Raw genomic sequence first — 20,738 nt, 5'->3', positions numbered from 1 at the left:
GGGAAAAGAGGGGGGGAGGGGGGGGGGGGGGGGCGCTGGGGGGGGCTGCTCGCCTCCCCCCCCCCCCCCCCCCCCCCCCCCCCCCCCCCCCGCCGCCGTGTCCCTCCCCGAGGGCCGTCGCCGGTGTGGCTGGTCCAATTCACGCCACCGTGGGGAGGATTCGACTCCGGCACCCCTCATTCGGCCTACGGGGAAGTCGTGGTGCCCGCTCACCCAGAGTGGCGGCGGGTGCTCTCCGGCCCTGGTCCCCGCACCTCGTTTCCGGCCTGGAAGCAACCGGAAAATCGCAGGTCGGGGCCGGTACGGAGGAGGTATGCAACGGTCCGTGCGGTGAGTTCGGGAACCGAGGCCGACGAGGGGCGGGCACAGCTGTTCCATTAGGGGGCGGATTGGCTGATTATCGCCGTCGAACAGCCAACTCCCAGGGGTCCGGGCCCCCTTGTCATCGCCACAGGTCAGGACATAACGCGCCTGGTTCGGGCGGCTCTCCGCTGCTGATTCCGTTAAACCGGGTCATCAAATGTTGACGAGATATAGGCGAGGAGGCGTATTACCGCGTACTGTCCGTGCGCATGGTATGGCGTAACGCCGTGAATGGCGTCCTTCAGCAACTGACCGGCTACCAGCTGCGACGCGTCCCGGTTCCTGGCCAACGTCCCCGCCCGAGTGCGGCTCCCGCTCCCGCGGCAAAGGCCCCCGCGCCCAAGCCCAAGCCCAACCCCGGGATCAAGTTCCCCGCGGACTACGACGACGGTGCCAAGGACATCATCCGTGCGGTCAAGCCGTACTCGATGACCTCCCCGGAGCGGCTCAACGCCTTCATCCTGGCAACCAGGCACGTCGTCAAGCACAACATTCCCGGCTCGATCGTCGAGTGCGGCGTCTGGCGCGGCGGCTCCATGCAGGCCTGCGCGAAGACCCTGCTCGCCGAGGGGGTCGAGGACCGCGAGCTGTACCTCTTCGACACCTTCGAGGGCATGACGCCGCCCACCGACGAGGACAAGCGCCTGGACGGCAAGTCCGCGCAGGAACTCCTCGACATCCAGGGCAAGGACCGGCCGATCTGGGCCGTCGCCACCCTGGACGACGTCAAGTCCGGCTTCGAGAAGGTCCCTTACCCGGCCGAGCGCATCCACTACGTGCAGGGCAAGGTCGAGGACACCGTCCCGGACGAGGCCCCGGAGCAGATCTCGATCCTGCGCCTGGACACCGACTGGTACGCGTCGACCAAGCACGAGCTCCAGCACCTGTACTCGCGTCTGGTGAGCGGCGGCGTGCTGCTCATCGACGACTACGGGTACTGGCAGGGCTCGCGCCAGGCCGTCGACGAGTTCCTGGAGGAGACCGGCGAGCAGCTGCTGCTGCTGCGCATGGACGAGGGACGCATCGCGATCAAGCCGTAGCGCCGGTGGCACCCCTGAGGTGCCGAGCGTGCGAAGAAGGGGGCCCGGCGGACGTCCGCCGGGCTCCTTTTCGTATGCGCCGCTATGCACCGCTATGTATGGGTACCGCCCCGGTCAGCGCAGTTCGGCCGGCAGCAGGTCGGAGACCGCCTGGGTGGTCGCCCGTACGTCCTGCTGGGCGGGGAATACGGACGAGGGGCCCGCCGGGTCGCCCTGTGCGGGGCCCTGGGCGGGCGCGGGAGCCGGAGTGCGCTCCTCCAGCGCCACGAAGCGCGGCAGGCCCTCCTGCTGGCCGAGGAAGACGCGGCGTACGACGCGCTCGGCTGCCTGTCCGTCGTCGTACGGGCAGAACCGGGCCCGGAACGCAGCACGCAGCTGCGCGGAGCGTGAGCCGCGCCAGTGGCCGGTCCGGAAGATGTCGATCAGCTCGTCCTCGTTGCGGGCGATCGCGCCGGGCGGGAACTCGCGGATGTCGAAGTAGCTGCCCCGGGCGGCCTCGTACGCCTCCCAGTCGTCGATGTGGAGGACGATCGGGCGGTCGAGGTTGGCGTAGTCGAACATCAGCGACGAGTAGTCGGTGACCAGGGCGTCCGAGGCCAGACAGAGTGACTCGATCGAGTGATGTTCGCTCACATCGACGATTCGGGCGCTGCTGTGGGAACTCGCGTGGTGCAGCGGACCGTTGGCGGAGTAGTGGGCACGGGTGAGGATCACGTGCCGGGGCCCGAGGGACCGGGCGATGCGTTCGAGGTCGAGCGTCAGGCGCTGGGTCCGCCGGTAGTCGCGGTGCGTCGGAGCGTAGAGGACGGCGGTGGAGCCTTCGGGAATGTTCAGCGACTCGCGGATCCGGGCGACGTCGTCGGCGGTGGCGGACTGGAAGACGTCGTTGCGCGGATAGCCGGTCTCCAGGGTGGTGTACGGGGAGGGGTAGGCCCGCCCCCAGACGAGGGAGGAGTGGCGGTTGGCGGAGAGCAGGTAGTCCCACTTGTCGGTGTTCGCGAGCAGCTTCTCGAAGTCCATGTCCGCGGCGGGGCGGTCCTGGAGGTCGAGGCCCATCGACTTGAGCGGAGTGCCGTGCTGGGTCTGCAGGAGGACCTGGCCCGGGCGCTTGGCCAGCCGGTGGTCGAAGTTGACGTTGTTCACCAGGTACTTGGCGCGGGCCAGCGCGCTCCAGTACGCGGCCGAACCGGGGCGCAGCCGGCGCGTTCCGGCGGGGACGGTGTGCTGGTGCGCGGGGGAGGCGATCCACGCCGTGCGGACGTGTGGGGCGAGTTCGCGGACCTTGGCCTCGATGGCCGCCGGGTTGCAGGTGTACCCGCGGTGCCCGTACGCGGCGAACACGGCCTGGTCCGCGCGGACGGGCAGCCGCAGCTGGACGCGGTAGTGCAGCTGCATGGCCGCCGCGCGGGCGGTGCGCAGGACGGCGCGGGTGCGGCCGGCGACGGAGCGGCGCACGGCCTGGGCGAGCGCCAGCGTGCGGTACGTGCGATGGCTGCCGAGCAGCACCAGGGCGTGCCGCAGCCGGGTGCGGAGCGAGGGGGCGCCGATCCTCGGGACGGGAGGGCCGCCGGGGGTGCCCTGGGCGCCGTGCGGGACCAGCGGGATCACCGGGGCCAGCGTGTGCGGGGAGCGCTTGGTGGCGCGGGTGGTGCGTGCGGCGCGGGAGGCGCCGGAGGCGCTGGAGGTACCGAAAGCGCCGGGCGCGTCCTGGGGGGCTGGCGTGGCCTGGGAGTCCTGCGCGTCTCGGGCGCCCCCCGCGCCCTGCGTGTCCTGCGTGTTCGGGAAGTGGCTGTCCACGGCCGTGAGGAGCGGGGCGGTGGAGGTGGCGGCGCGCAGGGCGGCCTCGTCGGCCGCTGCCGCGGCGGCCGTGGTCCCGGCCGGTGCGGTGCCGGGGGCGGCGGCCTTGCGGGCTGCCGCGTTGCGTGCGGCGGCGTTGCGGGCCGCCGCACTGCGGGCGGCGATGCCGCGCGGGCGGGGCACGGTGCGCGGGCCGGTCGCCTCCGCGACGCGGTGGCGGCGGCAGTGGGCGCGGGCCCGGCGGAAGAACTCGGCACGGCTGCCGCGCGGGAGGCGGCCGGGGCGGGTGAGGACGGTGCCGAAGTGGTCGAGCATCCGGCGGTAGATCACCGGGCGCCAGCCGGACAGTTCCGGGCGGGAGTCGAGGAAGGAGAAGACCCGGTCGTACTGGTCGAACAGGTCGAAGTGCCGACGCGAGGCGGTGGAGAGGATGGTGCCCTGGCGGCGCTGGCGGTGGTGGACGCAGACCTCGTCGAGCGTGGAGATCGAGGCGGCCGACATCAGGACCGGGTAGGTCCAGGGGGTGTCCACGTAGGAGCCGGACGGGAAGGCGAAGCCCTGGCGGTCGATGAACTCGCGGCTGTACGCCTTGTTCCAGGCGGCCATCGGCACCCGGAGCAGCCCGGGCCGGTCGGCCAGCGTGAAGGAGGCGGGACCCTTCTCGTGGAGCTCACCGCTGAAGTGGTTGCGCTCGGCCGAGCCGTTCCAGAACGTACGGGCGTGGTCGAAGACCAGGACATCCGGTGAGTCGGACTCCTTGAGGCGGTCGGAGACCGACTGGAGGGCGCCCGGTGCGAGGGTGTCGTCGCTGTCGAGGAAGAGCAGGTAGTCGCCGCGGGCCCGCTCCAGGCCCTGGTTGCGGGCGTTGCCCAGGCCGCCGTTCTCCGTCAGGTGCAGCGGGCGCACCCGTGGGTCCCGGGCCGCGTACTCGTCGATGAGATCGCCGCAGGCGTCCGGCGAGCAGTCGTCCACCGCGATCAGTTCGAAGTCGTCGAAGGACTGGGTCAGCACCGAGTCCAGGCACTCCTCCAGGTACTCCTGGACCTGGTAAGCGGGCACGATCACGCTGAACCGGGGCACGGCACATCCATGGGGTCGTCGCGGGCAGTGACGGCCGGTGCCCGGCAGGCGGGCGGGCCGTATGCCCGGCAACGGGCCACGGACACGGAGGGTTACGCGGGATGCGGCATACGGGGGAAGTTCGTCAAGAGGCCCGACACGAAAGGGTGGTTCGGCAACAGGCTGCCGAACCACCCTTTCGTTGAGCTGAGTTGACGGGCCGGGTGCCCGCCGGCCCGTGCGGGTGCTACTTCACCGCGCCCGCCATCACGCCCGAGACGAACTGCTTCTGGAACGCGAAGAACACGATCAGCGGGATCACCATCGACACGAAGGCGCCGGGCGCCAGCACGTCGATGTTGTTGCCGAACTGCCTGACCTGCTGCTGCAGCGCCACCGTGATCGGCGGACTGGTGGCGTCCGCGAAGATCAGTGCGATCAGCATGTCGTTCCACACCCAGAGGAACTGGAAGATGCCCAGCGAGGCGATCGCCGGACCGCCCAGCGGCATGATCACCCGAGTGAAGAGCCGCAGCTCACCCGCCCCGTCGAGCCGCGCCGCCTCCAGGAGTTCGCGCGGGATCTCCGCGAAGAAGTTGCGCAGCAGGAAGATCGCGAAGGGCAGGCCGAACGCCACGTGGAAGAGGACCACGCCCATCGTCGTCTCGAAGATGCCGACGACGCCGAACAGCTTCGCCACCGGCACCAGCGCCACCTGCACCGGCACCACCAGCAGCCCCACGACCAGCATGAACAGCCAGTCCCTGCCCGGGAACTCCATCCACGCGAAGGCGTACCCCGCCAGCGCCCCGATCACCACCACCAGCACGGTCGCCGGAACGGTGATCAGCGCGGTGCTGAGCAGGGAGTTGAGAACGGTGTCGTTCTCCAGGATCGCCGAGTAGTTCTTGACGGTCATCTCGGCCGGGGCGGTGAAGACCTTCCACCACCCGCTGGCCGCGATGTCGGACGGATCGCGCAGCGAGGAGATCAGCAGCCCGATCGTCGGCATCAGCCAGAACAGGCCGACCACGATCAGGAAGACCCGCATCAGGCCGCCGCCGGCCCCGGCCGCGATCCGGGCCGGCAGGGACCGCTTCGCCCTGACGGCATCACCGGAGAGTGTCATCGGCCCTGCTCCTTCCGCATCCGCCGGATATTGAAGAGCATCACCGGAATCACCAGCAGCAGCAGGAACACGGCGATGGCACTGCCGATGCCCAGATCGGCGTCATCGCCGAACGACGACTGGTAGAGCTGGAGCGCCAGGACGTTCGCGTCGTCCAGTGAATCGCCCGGCGCGATGATGAACACCAGGTCGAAGATCTTCAGGACGTTGATCATCAGGGTGACCGTGACCACCGCCAGTACGGGCGCGAGCAGTGGCACCGTGATCCGCCGGAACACCTGCCACTCGTTCGCCCCGTCCACCCGGGCCGCCTCAAGCAGCTCCCGTGGCAGCCCGGCCAGGCCCGCCGCGATCAGCACCATCGCGAAGCCCGCCCACATCCACACGTAACTGCCGATGATGGCGGGCGTCACCACGCTCGGTCCGAGCCAGTCGACGCCGTTGTACTGTTCGCGGAAATTGCTCGCGGGCAGCCGGAGTTCGGCCCCGTCGGCCTTCGCGGACAGCGCGAAGGAGCCGTCCGCCGCGGCCTCGGTGGAGTCGACCACCTTGCCGTCCTTGACCGCCTCGATCTTGAGGCCCTTGAGACCGGACTCCTTGCTGTCGATGGTGTTCGGCTTGCCGCCGCCGCCCTTGGTGAAGTCCAGCCAGGCCGTCCCGGTGACCTTGTCGGGCGAGGTCGCCGGGGCCTTCGCGAGCTGCCCGTCCTTGGGCATCTGCGCCGGGGCGACACCGATCAGCGGCAGATTGACCTGCTGCCCCACCCGTACCGGCTGCTTGGTGATGTACGCGCCGCCGCCCGCCGCCTTCAGCGGGTGCACCGGCAGCGGCCGGGCCTTCGGGAAGCCGGACGACTCGGCGAAGGTGTCGTGCACACCCACCCAGACGGCGTTGGCGACTCCCCGGTCCGGGTCCTGCTCGTACACCAGCCGGAAGATGATGCCCGAGGCGAGCATCGAGATCGCCATCGGCATGAACACGATCAGCTTGAAGGCGGTGCCCCAGCGGACGCGTTCGGTGAGCACCGCGAAGATCAGGCCGAGCGCCGTGGAGACGGTCGGGGCGACGACCACCCAGATCAGATTGTTCTTGATCGCGGTGAGGATGGTGTCGCTGGTGAAGAGGCTGACGTAGTTGTCGAACCCGGCGAAACCGGAGCCCGACTTGTCGAAGAAGCTGCGGTAGACGGAGAACCCGATCGGGTAGACCACGAGCGCGCCCAGCAGGATCAGCGCGGGCAGCAGGAAGCTGACCGCGATGACTTTGCGTGTGCCTGTCACGCTCTTGCGCTTGCCAGGGGTGGCGGGGGGCGGCGTCAGGCCGGCCGCGCCCCCCGCGGTCGCTGAACTCACGGCGTCAGTTCTTGTACGCCGCGGCCGCGTCGGTCTCCAGCTTCTGCTGGGTGCCCGCGATGTCCTTCGGGTTGCGCAGGAAGTCCTGGAGGATCTTCCACTCACCCTTGCCGGGCGTGCCGCCGAACGACTGCGGCGCCTGGTCCGACATGTCGAAGCGGAAGTCGTCGCCCGCCGCGGTCAGGGCCTTCGCGATGTCGCGCAGCGTGTCGTTGGGGTACGCCGACATGTCCACGGACTTGTTGGGCGAGATGAAGCCGCCCGCACCCGCCGAGATCTTCGCGGCGTCGGTGGAGGCCAGGAAGGTCATCAGCGCCTTGGCCGCCTTGGTGTCCTTCAGTGCCACCGCGACGTCGCCGCCGGTCACCACGGGCGACTTGTCGCCGACCGCCGGGAAGGGGAACACCTTGGCGTCCGTGCCCAGCTTGGCCTTGGTCTGGCCGATGTTGACCGCCACGAAGTCGCCCTCGAAGACCATCGCGCCCTTGGGCGTCTCACCGCCGGTGAAGGTCTGCTCGACGGACTTGGGGAACGCGGTGCCGACCGCGCCCTTGGCGCCGCCCACCAGGTAGTTGTCCTTGCCGAAGAGCTGCGCGAGGGTGGTCAGCGCGTCCTTCACGGACGGGTCCGTCCACTTGATCTTGTGCTGGGCGAGCTGGTCGTACTTCTCCGGGCCCGCCTGCGAGAGGTAGATGTTCTCGAACCAGTCGGTGAGCGTCCAGCCGTCCGAGCCGCCGACCGAGACCGGGGTGACACCGGACTGCGAGATCGTCTCGGCCGTTTTCAGGAAGTCCGGCCAGGTCTTGGGCTCGGTGGCTCCCGCGTTCTCGAAGACCTTGGTGTTGTACCAGATCAGGGACTTGTTGGCGGCCTTGTAGTACACCCCGTACTGGGTGCCGTCGACGGCCGCGATGTCCTTCCAGCCCTTGGTGTAGTTCTTGTCCAACTGCGCCTGGGTGGTGGGATCGACCGGTTTCAGCCACTTGTTCGCCACCGCCTGCTTGAGCGCGCCGGGCTGCTGGAGCAGGGCCACGTCGGGCGGGGTGCCGCCGGATATCTTCGAACCGAGGTACGTGAGCATGGCGTCCTGGGTCGGCACGTACGTCACCGTCGCCCCGGTACGGTTCTCGAACTCCTTGAGCACCTTCTTGAAGTTCTCGCCCTCGGCACCCGTCCACACCGCGATGACCTGGAGCTTCTCGCCGTCCAGCTTGGGGAGTTCCAGGGACTGCGCGGGCGGCTTGGCGGCGCCCGAGCCGGAACCCGATGCCTTGGGGTCCGGCTTGTCGTTGCCGCCGCAGGCGGTGAGGGCGAGCGCCCCCGCGGCGGCGAGGGCGATGAGGGCCCGGCTGCTGCCCTGTGCCGTCGGGCCGCTGCCCCTGCCGCCCCGACCGGTCTTCTTCCGCCGGCGAAGAGTTGTGTGCATCACTGCCCCGTCTCTCGCGTGCGCGTACGGGAACGGGCCGTCATCCGTGCGCGTACGGACCGGCCCGACCGCCGCTTTTTACTGACCCGTTTACTTCCGTGGGTCAGTCCTACGCCCGGGGCAGGTGGCCCGCAATAGTGCCTTCGCTGTCAACTCGCCTTTTGTGATGGGCTCGTGACGTCAGGTCAGAGGGCGCGGGGATACGGGGCCGTGCCGGAACGGCGTCTTTGGCGGTCCTCCAGGGGGCCTCCGGCGGTCCTTCAGCGGTCCTCCAGTGAGGTCTTCAGCGGGCCTCCTGCGGGGTGTTCAGCGGCGTGAGCGGCTCCGCGTTGACCGTACGGGCGGCCCGGTCGAGGGCGCTGGCCAGCAGGGCGAGGTCGGTCGGCCCGTTGCCCAGCTCGCGGACCGGGCGGCGGGTCGGCGGATCGCCCATCCGGTCCCACTCCAGCGGCACCACCGTGGGCCGCTGGGTGGCCGTGCGCGGGATGCGGCCGGTGACCCGGCCGCCCTGGAACGGAGTCACCGTGCCGTCCGGGTGCAGCAGCCTGCCGCGCCCCGGAGCGGGCTCCTCCGGCGCGGGCGCGGCGGGCGGCGGGTCCAGGACCACCCGCAACAGCCGCTCCCCCCTGGCCAGTTCGGTGTCCGCCGTCCGGTCGGGGCGGGCCGTGGACGCCACCAGGTGCACCCCGAGCCGCTCGCCGTGCCGGGCCACGGACTCCAGCGCCCGTACGACGGAACCGGCGGAGGGCCGCCCCGGGCTGCCCAGGGCGGGCGCGACCAGTGCGTCCAGATCGTCGACGAGCACCACCAGCCGGGGCAGCGGGGACGGCCCGCCACCGGCCTGTGCCGCCGCCTGCCGCTCCCGCTCCCTGGTCGCGGCGGGCCGCAGCCGCAGGGTGCCGGTACCGGGGGCCTCGACGTCCGAGCGGGTTTCGCTGCGGGCGCCGGGGACGGTGGCGTGGGTGTCGGGACCGGGGCCGTACTCGATGCGGGGGCCGCCGGGGTCGCTGCCGTACGAGGGTGCCGGGCGGCGCTGGGACACCAGGCGCTCGGCGACCTCGTCGGCGTGCCTGGCGGCGCCGGTGGCCGTACTGGCGCCGCTGGTCCCACCGCCCCCGCCGGCCGTGCCGGCCCCGGCGATCCCCGTGGCCCCGTCGGCGACGTTGCTCGCGGTGCCCCGGGCGCCGCCGCCCCGCCCCGCGTGCCAGTCCGCGAAGTCCAGGGTGCCCAGCAGCTCGTCGCGGCGCTTCAGCTCGGCTCCCAGCGCCTGCGCGAACTCACGCATCCGTACCGGGTCCGAGGCCACCAAGTGGGTGGAGACGTGCGGCAGTTCCGTACAGGCGCGCAGCCCCTCGCCGCGCTCGCCGCCCGCGCCGTCCACCAGGATCAGCCCGAGCCGGTCGGGCCGCGCCGCCGCGGACAGCGCGGCCGCCGCCGAACGCAGGATCTCCGTACGACCGCTGCCCGCCGGGCCCTCGACCAGCAGATGCGGTCCGTCGGTCGCCAGGTCCGCGTAGACCGGACCGCGCGGGCCCGCTCCCAGCACCGCCCACGCGCGCGTGGCGCCGGGCGCCTGCTCGTCGTCGGCGGCAGCGGCCCAGCGGGCCATCAGGGACGCGGGAGTCGCCCGGGCCAGGCCCAGTTCGTCGAGCAGCCTCGACACGGTCGGCAGCGCCGCCGCGGACAGCCTGCCGGGCCTGCCCGTCGTCGACGTACCGCCGGCGCCGAAGCCGCCCCCGGTGTCCGCCCCGTCCGTACGCAGCGGGGCCAGCGCCCGCGCGAACCGCTCGGCCCACGCCGCCGACACCGCGTCCACCGAAGCCAGCGTGCCGTGCCCGGCGCTCTGCCCGCCCGCCGTGCGCAGCACCCGTACCGCGGTCGCCACGTCGCCGCTCAGCAGCGCCGCGGCCCCGCACTCGCGGAAGGCGGGCGCCACCGAGCAGGCCGCGCCGTACGTCACCTCGACCGGGGAGAGCGGGGAGGCGGCGGGCGTCTCCGCCAGGCACAGCAGGTGGATGCCGTGCGCCGAGCCGTGCGCCGCGAGCCGGGCGGTCGCCTCGCGCAGCCCCGCCGAACCCGGATCGCCGTCGACGATCACGACGGTGCGCGGGGCACCCGCCTCCAGCGGACCCTCCTCGGTGCGCCGCAGCAGCTCGGCCACGCGCGCGGAGGCCTGGTCGCGGTCGTACGCCAGCAACAGCCGGCAGTCCTGGCCGTGCGCCGGCCGCAGGTGCGGCAGCCAGCCGAGCCAGCCCCACTCCGCGGTGCGCTCCTCGGCGGAACGCGCACGGTCCGCACTGATCAGGACGATCTCCAGGTCCGCGGGGGAGTGCAGGGCGGCGAGCTGCGCCACCACGGAACGCGCCAGTCCGGCCAGCCGCGCACGCGGCCCGGCGAGCCCCAGCGAACCGGCCTCCCGCAGCCCCACCGTCACCGGCACGGCGGGCAGCAGCCCGGAGCCGCCCGGCGCGGAACGGTCCGCCGTGCCCAGCCGGAGCACCAGCGACTCGGGGTGCGAGGGCCCGCGCTCCCACAGCCGGGGGCCCGGCTGGAGCGCCGTGAGCAGCAGCGTCGCCGCGTCCGGCCAGGCGTCCGGGGCGACGGCGGAAGGGGCGGGGGCATGGCCGGCGCCGGGGCCGGCCCCGGGTGCGGTACGGCCCTGGCCGCCCGCGTCGGGCCATGAACCACCGGAACCCGCCGCCGCTGCCACCGCCGCGGAGCGGGAGTCGTCGGTTCTGTCGTGCGGGGGAGTGGGGCCCGCGCCGCCCGCGTACTCGCCCGCGTAGTCGTGCGTGGTCGTCTCGCCACGGCCACCGGTCAGCCGCCGCGCCCAACTCCCTATGCCGCCGCGCCGCCGGGGTTCCTCCCGGCGCGCGTCGGGCCGCCCGGGCGCCGCCCCGGGGCCGCCGTCCGCTTCGCCACCGAGGGTGCTGCCGTTTCCGCCGCCCGTCCCGACGACCCGGCCCGAACCGTGCGTACGGTCGGCCGTCCCGGCGAAGGGGCTCTGCCCACCGGCAGCCGGGGGCGCGGCCGGACGCTGTGATTCCGGGGCGGGTACGCCGCCGGGGGCGGCACCGGACACGCCACCGGGACCGCCGCCTGTGCCTTCGTAGGCGGGCGCCCGCCCGCCTTCCCGGAGCCCGGGCCCAGAGCCCTGCGCGGGCACCGTCCCGTAACCGGCCTGTCCCGCACTCCGGCCGCTCACCCGGTGGTGCGGTGCGCTGCCGCCGTACCTCCCCGGCGCGGGAACGGCCGCCGCGGCCACCGCCGGCGCCCGGGCCACCCGCAGATGCCCCTCGCCGTCCGGAGCGGTCGCCAGCGCCGCGTCGTGCGCGCCGGGCTGCGCGAGGCGCAGGGCGGATTCGCCGACCCGCAGCAGCGCGCCCGGCGCCAGCCGCACCTCGCGGGGGCCGACGTCCTGGCCGTCCAGCGTCGTGCCGTTCGTCGAGCCGAGGTCGGCGACGGTGACCCGGCCGTCCTCGGTGAGCGTGACCGCGCAGTGCAGCCGGGAGACGTCGGGATCGTCCAGCGGTACGTCCGCGTCGGTGGAGCGGCCGATCCGGATCTGCCCGCCGTGCAACAGGTGCACACCGCCCGCGTCGGGGCCCGCGACCACCTGGAGCTGCGCCAGGTCGGACAGCTCGGGGGCGTCCTCGTCCGCCGGGAACTGGAGCGACAGCACCGCCCCGTCCACGAGCGGCGGCTCGCCCAGGGCGCACCGCTGCGCGTCCAGGCGCTCGCGCCCGGCGTACACCACCACCGCACCCGTGGTTTCCGGTACGGAGCCCTGGACGGTGGCGGCCAGCCCGGAGGCGACCGCGGCCAGCGCGGTCCCGGCCGGGGCGGTGACGAGCACGTCACAGGCAGCGGCGGCGGCAGTGGCGACGGCAGCCGGAGCTCCCGGTGTCGCCCCTCTGCTCTGGCCGCCGCGAGGCGCGAGGACGGTCAGCCGGATCTGCATCGCGTCAGCGGTCCCTTCTGCGCGAGGCGCCCGGCGGGGAGAAGCCGAGGAGGAGCCGTCCTGCCGCCGCCCCCGCGAAGTCCCCCCACCCGGCGCGGACGCGTCGTCCGGTACAGGTCGGCACCCACCGCGGGGTGTTGAGGGACTCACCCGCCCTCGCGTACCCCATAGGTCTGTGCTGATGGCATCCTCGCACCTGCCACTGACAACCTGCCCGCCGCCCATCACCAAGTGATCTTGAATGGTCGGCTGTGGGCGTAAAAGTGCCTGCTTGGGGCATGGTCGGACAACAGTGACGCACCCGCCCGTGACGCACCCCGCATACGCGTCCGGCAACCATCCGTACGAACACCGCGTCTTCCCCCGGAACAGGTCCGGCCATTGCCCCGTTCGGCGGCACTACAGTTGGGCAACCGGAATCCCCAGAACCACCGATCAGGGTCAGTCACCGACCAGCAGGGAGTGCATGACGTGCGGCCGGTAGGCAGTAAGTACCTGCTTGAGCAGCCGCTCGGGCGCGGCGCCACGGGCACCGTATGGCGTGCCCGCCAGCGGGAGACCGCGGGAGCAGAGGCGGCCGTCGCGGGCCAGCCGGGCGAGACCGTCGCCATCAAGGTCCTCAAGGAGGAGCTGGCGAACGACGCGGACGTGGTGATGCGCTTCCTGCGCGAACGCTCCGTCCTCCTGCGTCTCACCCACCCCAACATCGTGCGCACCCGCGACCTCGTCGTCGAGGGCGACCTCCTCGCCCTCGTCATGGACCTGATCGACGGCCCCGACCTGCACCGCTACCTCCGCGACAACGGGCCCCTCACCCCCGTCGCCGCCTCCCTGCTCACCGCGCAGATCGCCGACGCGCTCGCGGCCAGCCACGCGGACGGCGTCGTGCACCGCGACCTCAAGCCCGCGAACGTACTGCTCGACGAGCGCGACGGCGGCATGAAGCCGATGCTCACCGACTTCGGCATCGCCCGGCTCGCCGACTCCCCGGGCCTCACCCGCACCCACGAGTTCGTCGGTACGCCGGCCTACGTCGCGCCGGAGTCCGCCGAGGGCCGCCCGCAGACCTCCGCCGTCGACATCTACGGCGCGGGCATCCTGCTGTACGAACTGGTCACCGGCAGGCCCCCCTTCGCGGGCGGCACCGCCCTGGAGGTGCTGCACCGCCACCTCAGCGAGGAGCCGCGCCGCCCCACCACCGTCCCCGAGCCCCTGTGGACGGTCATAGAGCGCTGCCTGCGCAAGGAGCCCGACGAGCGCCCCAGCGCCGAGAACCTGGCCCGCGCCCTGCGCACCGTCGCCGCCGGCATCGGCGTGCACTCCTCGTCCGCGCAGGTCGAGGCCGCGATGGGGGTCGGCGCGCTGCTGGCGCCCGACCCGTCCCCGGCCTTCGTCCCCGAGACGCCGGGGGCGGCGGACCCGACCCAGGTGCTGCCGAGCAACGCGGGATCGTACGACCCGAACGGCGCGACCAGCGTGCTGCCCTCGACCGGGGCGGGCGCCGGGGCCGGTGCAGGCGGGCAGGGCGGGCACGGGCGGGGCGCGGCCGATCCGACCGCCGTGATGCCGCCGGTGCCGCCGCACCCGGCCGGTGCGCCCGCAGGCTCGCCCTCCGGGGCCGGGCCCGAGGACCCGCACCCCTGGCAGAACCAGCTGCGCGCGGCCCGCGACCGCAACGAGCAGACCTCCGTGCAGTACCTGGACCCGAGCCAGGACCCGCTCCGCCGCCGGCCGCAGCGCCAGCAGCAGCAACAACAGCACCAGCCGCAGCAGCGCCAGCAACAGCAGCAGCAGTACCAGCCGCAGCAGCAGCGCCGTCAGCCGCCGCCGCAGCAGCAGTACGCCCCGCAGCCCCCGCAGCAGCACCAGCCCCAGCAGCGGTACGCACCCCCGCCGCAGCAGCCCCAGCAGCCTCAGGGACCCGCCCCGCGCGAGCCCCGGCCGCCGCGTGAGCCGCGCCGCCGCAGCGCCAACCCGATGCGGATTCCCGGCCTCGGCTGCCTCAAGGGCTGTCTGTTCACCCTGCTCCTGCTGTTCGTCGGGGCGTGGCTGATCTGGGAGCTGACCCCGCTCCAGGAGTGGATCGGCACCACGAAGGGCTTCTTCGACCAGATCGGCGACGTCTTCACGAGCATCAAGGACTTCTTCGCGGACCTGGGCGGCTCCAAGCCCTAGGTGATCCGCAGGTGATCCGCGGGTGATCACGTAGACATGTCGACTTCTGGGGGCGAAATCCACACGGATTTCGCCCCCAGAAGTACGGAATGACGCCGTGCACGGGCCATCCTGGGCACTCAACACCCCGTCAGCGGCGTACTTTGAGGGCCGACGCCAGCCGCTGGGGGAGCAGTCAGGGAGCAGTCTTGGCACGGAAAATCGGCAGCCGGTACACCGCCCACCAGATCCTGGGGCGCGGCAGCGCGGGCACGGTATGGCTCGGCGAGGGACCCGAGGGGCCCGTCGCCATCAAGATGCTGCGCGAGGACCTGGCATCCGACCAGGAACTCGTCGGCCGCTTCGTCCAGGAGCGCACCGCCCTGCTCAAGCTGGACCACCCGAACGTGGTCTCCGTCCACGACCTCGTCGTCGACGGCAACGACCTCGCCCTCGTCATGGACCTGGTGCGCGGCACCGACCTGCGCACCCGGCTCGACCGTGAGCGCCGGCTGGCCCCCGAGGCGGCCGTCGCCATCGCCATCGACATCGCCGACGGCCTCGCCGCCGCGCACGCCGCGCAGATCGTGCACCGCGACGTCAAGCCGGAGAACGTCCTCCTCGACATGCAGGGCCCGCTCGGCCCCGGCGGCGCGCACCCCGCGCTGCTCACCGACTTCGGCGTCGCCAAACTGATCGACACCCCGCGCCGCACCAAGGCCACGAAGATCATCGGTACGCCGGACTACCTGGCCCCCGAGATCGTCGAGGGCCTTCCGCCGCGCGCCGCCGTCGACATCTACGCGCTGGCCACCGTCCTGTACGAGCTCCTCGCGGGCTTCACCCCGTTCGGCGGGGGACACCCGGGCGCGGTGCTGCGTCGGCACGTCACGGAGACCGTCGTGCCCCTCCCCGGGATCCCCGAGGAGCTGTGGCAGCTGATAGTGCAATGCCTCGCCAAGGCCCCGGCCTCCCGGCTGCGCGCCTCCGAACTCGCCGCCGGACTGCGGGAGCAGCTGCCGCTGCTGGCCGGGATGCCGCCGCTCGACGTCGACGAACCAGAGGCGGAGGGGGCGTCCGGGTCCGGGTCCGGCTCCGGCGGGGAATCCGTGCCGTACGAGGCGGAGGGCGGTCCCGCGACCGAGCCCGCGCGGCCCCGGCGGGGGGCGGTCCCGCTGGTGCCGGGCTCCACGGCGGACTCCAACCGGGACACCCACACCTCGATGCGGGTACCCGCCCCGGACGAGCTGGCGGGCGGGCCGCTGGGGACGGCGCGGGTGCCGAGGACTCCGGGGGACAGGCGGCCGGGGTCGGCCAGGCACAGGTCGGACGTGCGCCGGCGGCGGCTGATCATGACTACGGCGGGGGTGGCGCTGCTCGCCGCGCTCGGCGTGGGCGGCTGGCTGGTGGCCACCTCGGCGGAGGAGGAGCCCGCACCTTCCCCGAACACCAGCCACTCGACCCCGGCCAATCCCTGACCGGGGGGCGGTAGCGGGGGCTGGGCTGCGAGACCGCGCCGCGCCTGCGGCGGGCGGGTGCCCCTCCCCGCCCCTTCCCTAAACCGCTGGCCGCGGAGCCGAGGGTTTTTACCTGCGGGTCGAGTGTGGTTGCTCGCGCAGTTCCCCGCGCCCCTAGGCACCTAGGGGCGCGGGGAACTGCGCGGCCAGCCACGCACACACCCGCACATGACCACCGGCCGTGGCCGGGCCCGCCACTCGGGGTCTGGGGCAGCGCCCCAGTTTCGGGAAGGGGCGGGGAGGGGAGAACCCCGCGCAGCGGAGCCCGCCCCACGTGCCGCCCACCCCTGCGGCAGCGCCCCCACGCGGCGGCAGCCGCAAATGTCACAGCCGGGAAGGGGCGGGGAGGGGAAAGGCCCCGCGCAGCGGACCCCAATCGGACTCCCGGACCGGCTCCCACCCCGTACCGGTTACGCTGGTCCCGTGGCAGTCGTCGATGTATCCGAAGAGCTGAAGTCCCTCTCCTCGACCATGGGGTCGATCGAGGCCGTCCTGGACCTCGAGAAGATGAGGGCCGACATCGCCGTGCTCGAAGAGCAGGCCGCGGCGCCGTCCCTCTGGGACGATCCCGACGCCGCCCAGAAGATCACCAGCAAGCTCTCGCACCTCCAGGCCGAGCTCCGCAAGACCTCCGCCCTGCGCGGCCGGATCGACGACCTCGCCGTGATGTTCGAGCTGGCCGCCGACGAGGACGACGCGGACGCCCTCGCCGAGGCGGAGACCGAGCTGGTCTCCGTCCGCAAGGCGCTGGACGAGATGGAGGTCCGCACCCTCCTCTCCGGCGAGTACGACGAGCGCGAGGCCCTCGTCAACATCCGTGCCGAGGCCGGCGGCGTCGACGCCTCCGACTTCGCCGAGCGCCTCCAGCGCATGTACCTCCGCTGGGCCGAGCGGCACAACTACTCCACCGAGGTCTACGAGACGTCGTACGCCGAAGAGGCCGGCATCAAGTCGACCACCTTCGTCGTCAAGGCTCCGTACGCCTACGGCACCCTCTCCGTCGAGCAGGGCACGCACCGGCTCGTCCGTATCTCGCCGTTCGACAACCAGGGGCGCCGCCAGACCTCCTTCGCGGGCGTCGAGGTCCTCCCGGTAGTCGAGAAGACCGACCACGTCGAGATCGACGAGTCCGAGCTGCGCGTCGACGTCTACCGTGCGTCGGGCCCCGGCGGCCAGGGCGTCAACACCACCGACTCCGCGGTCCGGCTGACCCACGTGCCCACCGGCATCGTCGTCTCCTGCCAGAACGAGCGCTCCCAGATCCAGAACAAGGCGAGCGCCATGAACGTCCTCCAGGCGAAGCTGCTGGAGCGGCGCCGCCAGGAGGAGCAGGCCGCGATGGACGCCCTCAAGGGTGACGGCGGCAACTCCTGGGGCAACCAGATGCGTTCGTACGTCCTGCACCCGTACCAGATGGTCAAGGACCTCCGTACGGAGTTCGAGGTCGGCAACCCGCAGGCGGTCCTCGACGGCGAGATCGACGGTTTCCTGGAGGCCGGGATCCGCTGGCGCAAGCAGCAGGAGAAGTAGCAGTAGAGAGAGCGCCGGACCCCCGAGGGGTTCCGGCGCTTTTTCGTTCCGGAATCGCGGCCCGGATATGTCACAGGGCTGTGCACATCGGACGGGCAAGTGATCGTAAAACCGGCATCGCGGTCGGAACGACCTTGACGTAATTCTTAGGGCTGGGGGAGTGTGGCGGGCAGCATGCGTATGTCTGGGGCGGGTGTGAACGGGGGCGAGCAGGCGGCCTCTTGAGAAGTGGTCCCGTGAACTGACATCCCCGCCAAGGCCGTTGCCCCTGCATAGCTGCTCCATCGACGTACGAATTCGTAGAGCCAGCCGAGAGCCCGCCGACGCGGCGGGCTCAGCTACTGGGGGTAGCAACCAGATGACCAACAAGATGCGGGTCCGCGTCGCGCGGATAGCCGCCGGTGCGGTGATCGCCGCCGGCGCGTCGCTGACCGCCGCAGGTGTCGCCCAGGCCGTCGGGCCCGACACGGGTGCGGGCGTGCAGGTCGACGCCGGTGCCATCCAGGTGAACGCCGGGATCGACGCCGCGGACCCGGGCGACCCGGGCAAGGACCCCGCCGACCCGGCGGACCCGAAGCCGCCGGCCGACCCCGCGGACCCGGCTGACCCGGCCGACCCCGCGGACCCGGCCGATCCGGCCGACCCCGCGGACCCGAAGCCGCCGACCGATCCCACCGACCCGGCCGACCCTTCGGACCCGAAGCCGCCGACCGACCCGACGGATCCGGCCGACCCCTCGGACCCGAAGCCGCCGACCGATCCCACCGACCCCGCCGACCCTTCGGACCCCTCGGACCCGAAGCCGCCGACGGACAAGCCCAAGCCGCCGACCGACAAGCCCAAGCCGCCGACGGACCCGACGAAGCCGCCCACCGGCGACCCCACGGCCCCCGGTGGCAGCACGGGTGACAACAACAACACCGGGCAGACCGGCGGCACCGGCGACAACACCGACGTCGACAGCGTCGCCAACCGTCCCGTCGAGCAGGCCAAGCCCAAGGACGAGCTGGCCGCGACCGGTGCGGGCGACACCACGCTCCTGCTGGTCGGCGCCGCGACGATGATCGCGGGCGGCATCGGCTTCCGCTTCCTGCCCCGCCTGGGTGGCAGTGGCAGTGGCAGCGGCGGTAATGCAGCCTGACGATCGCAGCACACAGCGCGCACGCAAGAACGCGTGAAAGAGGGGCCCGGGGCGCTTTTCAGTGCCCCGGGCCCCTCTCGTACTGCCCCAGCCGTTCTCCTCGTACCCACCAGAGCCCTTACGCGGCCTGGTGCGCCACCAGTGCCATCGCGGCCAGCAGAATCACCAGCAGCGCCACCAGCGCCGCCGGGCTCAGCTGTGCGAAGGGGCTTTCCTGCTGCTCCAGACGCTGCCTGCTCGCCCGGCACGTCGGACAGCGGCCCTCGGCCACCGGCCCCGCGCAGTTCGCGCACACCAACCGGTCATAGGTCATGCGCTCTCCTCCTCGGCTACAGGCCGTACGAATCGTTCTCCCGCGTTTTCCCCGCGTTCGCTCTACACAACGCACGGAGGAACACATCCGTTCCCCTCCACTGTGCCAGCCGGACGGCACATCCGCGCGGCCCGGTGCACAAGGCCACCCGGCAAACCGGAGCAAACCCCTCAGCCGCGGGCAGCAGCCTGCGGGCGTGCGGCCGGGTCGCGTATGGTCACGCTCACCTACTCCCGGCGACCGTGGTGCACCTGTGATCCGATTCGACAACGTGTCCAAGTCCTACCCGAAGCAGAACCGTCCTGCCCTTCGGGACGTCTCCCTGGAGGTCGAGAAGGGCGAGTTCGTCTTCCTGGTCGGTTCCTCCGGCTCCGGCAAGTCCACCTTCCTGAGGCTGCTGCTGCGCGAGGAGCGCGCCAGCCAGGGGCAGGTGCACGTCCTGGGCAAGGACCTCGCGCGGCTGTCCAACTGGAAGGTGCCGCAGATGCGCCGCCAGCTCGGCACCGTCTTCCAGGACTTCCGGCTGCTGCCCAACAAGACCGTCGCCGAGAACGTCGCCTTCGCGCAGGAGGTCATCGGCAAGCCCAAGGGCGAGATCCGCAAGGCCGTCCCGCAGGTGCTCGACCTGGTCGGTCTCGGCGGCAAGGAGGACCGGATGCCCGGTGAGCTCTCCGGTGGTGAGCAGCAGCGCGTGGCCATCGCGCGGGCCTTCGTCAACCGCCCGATGCTGCTGATCGCGGACGAGCCGACCGGCAACCTCGACCCGCAGACCTCCGTCGGCATCATGAAGCTGCTGGACCGCATCAACCGCACCGGCACCACTGTGGTGATGGCGACCCACGACCAGCAGATCGTCGACCAGATGCGCAAGCGCGTCATCGAACTCGAGAAGGGCCGTCTCGTACGCGACCAGTCTCGCGGCGTCTACGGCTACCAGCACTGAAAGGACGCCGATGCGCGCCCAGTTCGTCCTGTCGGAGATCGGTGTCGGTCTCCGCCGGAATCTCACGATGACCTTTGCCGTCATCGTCTCCGTGGCTCTCTCCCTCGCCCTCTTCGGCGGCGCACTCCTGATGCGCAACCAGGTCAGCGAGATGAAGAGTTTCTGGTACGACAAGGTCAACATCTCGATCTACTTCTGCAACAAGAACGACGCGGAGACCGGCGTCCCGCAGTGCGGCAAGGGTGCGGTCACCGCCGACCAGAAGAAGCAGGTCAAGACCGACCTCGAAAAGATGGACGTCGTCGAGAGCGTCTTCTACGAGAACGCGGATCAGGCGTTCAAGCACTACAAGGAGCAGTTCGGCGACACCCCGATGGCCAACGTCATCACGCCGGACCAGATGCAGGAGTCCTTCCGCGTCAAGCTCAAGGACCCACAGAAGTACAAGGTGGTGGCCACCGCCTTCGCGGGCCGGGACGGAGTGCAGTCCGTCGAGGACCAGCGTTCCATCCTCGACCAGCTCTTCGAGCTGATGAACGGCATGAACATCGCCGCGCTCTTCCTGATGGGACTGATGCTCGTCATCGCGCTGATGCTGATCGTGAACACCGTGCGGGTGTCCGCGTTCAGCAGACGGCGGGAGACCGGCATCATGCGCCTGGTGGGCGCGTCGAGTTTCTACATCCAGGCGCCCTTCATCATGGAGGCCGCCGTCGCGGGCCTCATCGGCGGCGCCTTCGCCTGCGTACTGCTGGTCCTGGGCAGGTACTTCCTGATCGACCACGGCCTCGCGCTCGCCGACAAGATGGAGTTGGTGCAGTTCATCGGCTGGGACGCGGTCCTCACCAAGCTGCCGCTGGTGCTTGCGATCAGTCTGCTGATGCCCGCGCTCGCCGCCTTCTTCGCACTGCGCAAGTACCTGAAGGTCTGAGCACCGCAGCCCGGTCGCGCCCCCTTTCACCCCCCGGCGCCTCGCGCGCCCCACCTGCCCCGTACGGCAACAAGCCGTACGG

At 71.8% G+C, this 20,738-nt stretch carries 13 protein-coding genes; 7 read left to right on the top strand and 6 right to left on the bottom strand.

All coding sequences use genetic code 11. The features are described from left to right. Positions 1–572 precede the first annotated feature (572 nt). Positions 573–1,403: a TylF/MycF/NovP-related O-methyltransferase gene (locus tag ACZ5PB_RS31465; RefSeq protein WP_468695829.1), complete on the top strand. Its 831-nt coding sequence runs from the start codon at positions 573–575 to the stop codon at positions 1,401–1,403. 114 nt (positions 1,404–1,517) lie between these two features. On the opposite strand, the gene ACZ5PB_RS31460 is transcribed toward ACZ5PB_RS31465, so the two are convergent. The 5 genes from ACZ5PB_RS31460 to ACZ5PB_RS31440 all read right to left on the bottom strand — a co-directional run bounded on the left by ACZ5PB_RS31460 (position 1,518) and on the right by ACZ5PB_RS31440 (position 12,127). Beyond that, the gene (locus ACZ5PB_RS31460; RefSeq protein WP_468695828.1) at positions 1,518–4,280 is read right to left on the bottom strand and encodes a bifunctional glycosyltransferase/CDP-glycerol:glycerophosphate glycerophosphotransferase; all 2,763 of its coding nucleotides are present in this window, start codon (positions 4,278–4,280) and stop codon (positions 1,518–1,520) included. Positions 4,281–4,506: 226 nt separating this feature from the next. Beyond that, complete coding sequence (locus ACZ5PB_RS31455; RefSeq protein ID WP_468695827.1) at positions 4,507–5,388, bottom strand: carbohydrate ABC transporter permease; 882 nt, start codon at positions 5,386–5,388, stop codon at positions 4,507–4,509. Beyond that, positions 5,385–6,740 (bottom strand): carbohydrate ABC transporter permease, encoded by a 1,356-nt coding sequence (locus ACZ5PB_RS31450; protein ID WP_468695825.1) that lies wholly within the window; start codon positions 6,738–6,740, stop codon positions 5,385–5,387. The genes ACZ5PB_RS31455 and ACZ5PB_RS31450 overlap by 4 nt, the downstream gene beginning before the upstream one ends. A gap of 4 nt (positions 6,741–6,744) precedes the next feature. Next, positions 6,745–8,166, bottom strand: coding sequence for an ABC transporter substrate-binding protein (locus ACZ5PB_RS31445; RefSeq protein WP_468695824.1), 1,422 nt, complete (start codon positions 8,164–8,166; stop codon positions 6,745–6,747). A 283-nt stretch (positions 8,167–8,449) separates the two neighbouring features. Beyond that, positions 8,450–12,127, bottom strand: coding sequence for an FHA domain-containing protein (locus tag ACZ5PB_RS31440; RefSeq protein ID WP_468695823.1), 3,678 nt, complete (start codon positions 12,125–12,127; stop codon positions 8,450–8,452). A 471-nt stretch (positions 12,128–12,598) separates the two neighbouring features. Here ACZ5PB_RS31440 and ACZ5PB_RS31435 point away from each other — a divergent pair, with 471 nt between their 5' ends. From ACZ5PB_RS31435 to ACZ5PB_RS31420, 4 genes are all read left to right on the top strand, one after another. Further along, positions 12,599–14,302: a serine/threonine-protein kinase gene (locus ACZ5PB_RS31435; protein WP_468695822.1), complete on the top strand. Its 1,704-nt coding sequence runs from the start codon at positions 12,599–12,601 to the stop codon at positions 14,300–14,302. 188 nt (positions 14,303–14,490) lie between these two features. Further along, positions 14,491–15,759, top strand: a complete 1,269-nt coding sequence (locus ACZ5PB_RS31430; protein ID WP_468695821.1) for a serine/threonine-protein kinase — start codon at positions 14,491–14,493, stop codon at positions 15,757–15,759. A 462-nt stretch (positions 15,760–16,221) separates the two neighbouring features. Further along, positions 16,222–17,328, top strand: a complete 1,107-nt coding sequence (prfB, locus tag ACZ5PB_RS31425; RefSeq protein ID WP_468695820.1) for a peptide chain release factor 2 — start codon at positions 16,222–16,224, stop codon at positions 17,326–17,328. 358 nt (positions 17,329–17,686) lie between these two features. Beyond that, entirely contained in the window at positions 17,687–18,469 is a 783-nt protein-coding gene (locus ACZ5PB_RS31420) for a hypothetical protein (RefSeq protein WP_468695819.1), read from the top strand. Positions 18,470–18,587: 118 nt separating this feature from the next. Here the strand turns inward: ACZ5PB_RS31420 and ACZ5PB_RS31415 are convergent, their stop codons facing one another. Continuing rightward, on the bottom strand, positions 18,588–18,782 hold the full coding sequence (locus ACZ5PB_RS31415) for a hypothetical protein (RefSeq protein WP_468695817.1): 195 nt from the start codon (positions 18,780–18,782) through the stop codon (positions 18,588–18,590). 253 nt (positions 18,783–19,035) lie between these two features. Here ACZ5PB_RS31415 and ftsE point away from each other — a divergent pair, with 253 nt between their 5' ends. Together ftsE and ftsX are read left to right on the top strand one after the other, a co-directional pair. After that, positions 19,036–19,725 carry a cell division ATP-binding protein FtsE gene (ftsE, locus tag ACZ5PB_RS31410; protein WP_266653284.1) on the top strand — a complete coding sequence of 230 codons (690 nt, stop codon included), beginning with the start codon at positions 19,036–19,038 and terminating at the stop codon, positions 19,723–19,725. Between the two features lie 10 nt (positions 19,726–19,735). Next, positions 19,736–20,656, top strand: a complete 921-nt coding sequence (gene ftsX, locus ACZ5PB_RS31405) for a permease-like cell division protein FtsX (RefSeq protein WP_468695816.1) — start codon at positions 19,736–19,738, stop codon at positions 20,654–20,656. Positions 20,657–20,738: the final 82 nt, after the last annotated feature.

It is taken from the genome of Streptomyces sp. NPDC032721 (genome assembly GCF_055579625.1).
This window is presented reverse-complemented; position numbering and strand designations above follow the sequence as displayed.

Bases quoted from the DNA above. Each gene is read 5' to 3' on its own strand.
- ACZ5PB_RS31465 (WP_468695829.1), top strand. From the start codon at position 573: ATGGTATGGCGTAACGCCGTGAATGGCGTCCTTCAGCAACTGACCGGC.
- ACZ5PB_RS31455 (WP_468695827.1), bottom strand. From the start codon at position 5,388: ATGACACTCTCCGGTGATGCCGTCAGGGCGAAGCGGTCCCTGCCGGCC.
- ACZ5PB_RS31445 (WP_468695824.1), bottom strand. From the start codon at position 8,166: ATGCACACAACTCTTCGCCGGCGGAAGAAGACCGGTCGGGGCGGCAGG.
- ACZ5PB_RS31440 (WP_468695823.1), bottom strand. From the start codon at position 12,127: ATGCAGATCCGGCTGACCGTCCTCGCGCCTCGCGGCGGCCAGAGCAGA.
- ACZ5PB_RS31420 (WP_468695819.1), top strand. From the start codon at position 17,687: ATGACCAACAAGATGCGGGTCCGCGTCGCGCGGATAGCCGCCGGTGCG.
- ACZ5PB_RS31415 (WP_468695817.1), bottom strand. From the start codon at position 18,782: ATGACCTATGACCGGTTGGTGTGCGCGAACTGCGCGGGGCCGGTGGCC.
- ftsX (WP_468695816.1), top strand. From the start codon at position 19,736: ATGCGCGCCCAGTTCGTCCTGTCGGAGATCGGTGTCGGTCTCCGCCGG.